The organism is Streptomyces sp. NPDC089915, from assembly GCF_040684675.1.
Taxonomy (GTDB): domain Bacteria; phylum Actinomycetota; class Actinomycetes; order Streptomycetales; family Streptomycetaceae; genus Streptomyces.
In genome coordinates, this window is sequence record NZ_JBFBGN010000376.1 from 1 (window position 1) to 1,353 (window position 1,353).

The window sequence follows — 1,353 nt, forward strand, 5'->3', positions numbered from 1 at the left end:
CCATGACGGCGCGGCTCTTGGAGATCAGCCCCTCGGTGTTGCTGGTCTCGGGAGAGCGTTTGAGGGTGCAGTTGACGAAGACTGCGGACAGGTCGACGCGGCCCGCCTCGCGTCCAAGCCGCACTGGTCGGTCCGCCACCTGGTCGCCCGGCTCAGCGACGAGCGGCGCCGGCTGGACGAGCTCAGCCAGGGCGAGTCCCAGGTCCGGGCGAGCTTCGAGCTGAGCTACCGCTACCTGCCCCGGGACGCGGCCCGGCTCTACCGGCTCCTCGGGCTGCTCTCCGTACCCGACTTCACCGCGTGGGTCGGGGCAGCGCTGCTGGACGGCGGGGTACTGGACGCCGAGCGGCTCATGGAACACCTCGTGGACACCCAGTTCCTCCAGGTCGTCGGCGTCGACGCCACCGGGCAGCTGCGCTACCGCTTCCACGACCTGATGCGGCTGTACGCGGGTGAGCGGGCGGGCGAGGAGGAGACGGAGGAGGACCGCCGGGCCGCCTGCGAGCGGGCGTTCCGCACCTTCCTGACCATCGCGGACCTGGCCCACCAGAGCGAATACGGCGGAACCTACGGCAAGGTGCGCGGTGACACCCCCCGCCGTGGCATCGATCCGGCCCTGCGGGAGGAGCTGCTGGCGGCCCCGATGGAGTGGCTCGAGGTCGAGCGGCTCACGCTGGTCGCCGTCGTGGAGCAGTCGGCCCGGATGGGCATGGACGAACTGGCCTGGGAGCTGGTCACCTGCGTGGAGGCGCTCTTCGGGTACCACAACTACCTGGAGGACTGGCGCCGGTGCAGTGAGTACGCACTCGAGGCGGCGCGCCTCGCCGGCAATGTCCGGGGCCAGGCGGTCATGCTGCACGAGCTGGGCGCGGTGGAACTGCGCCTGCGCAGGGTCGATGAGGCGACCGGACGGTACGAGCGGGCTCTCGCGCTGTACACCGAGGTGGGGGAGGAGCACGGCCGGGCACTGGTCCTGAGCGGTCTTTCCCTGCTCGACCGGCTCCGAGGAGAGACCGACCGGGCACAGGTGCGCCTTCGGGAAATACTCCCGGTGTTCCGGGCGGTGGGCGACCGCTCGTCCGAGGCTTACACGCTCCAGAGCCTGGGGCAGTGCGCCCTCGACCAGGGGCGGCCGGAGGCCGCGCTGGAACTGTGCCGGGAATCCCTGCGCGTCTGCGAGATCATCGGCGTGAACAGGCGCAGTCTGGCACAGGCCAGGCACCGTCTGGGGACGGCCCATCTCGCGCTGGGCCAGCTGGAGACGGCGGAGATCGAGTTCATCCGGGCCCTGGAGATCGCCCGGGACCGATCCGATCTGCTCGGAGTCGCCTACACCTTGCTGGGTCTCGCCGA

At 70.8% G+C, this 1,353-nt stretch carries 1 protein-coding gene; it reads left to right on the forward strand.

Annotated elements, in window-relative coordinates; genetic code table 11:
- Positions 1–850 precede the first annotated feature (850 nt).
- Positions 851–1,353: tetratricopeptide repeat protein (locus AB0O29_RS35955; protein ID WP_365160663.1), on the forward strand; the 503-nt coding region annotated here is incomplete at its 3' end.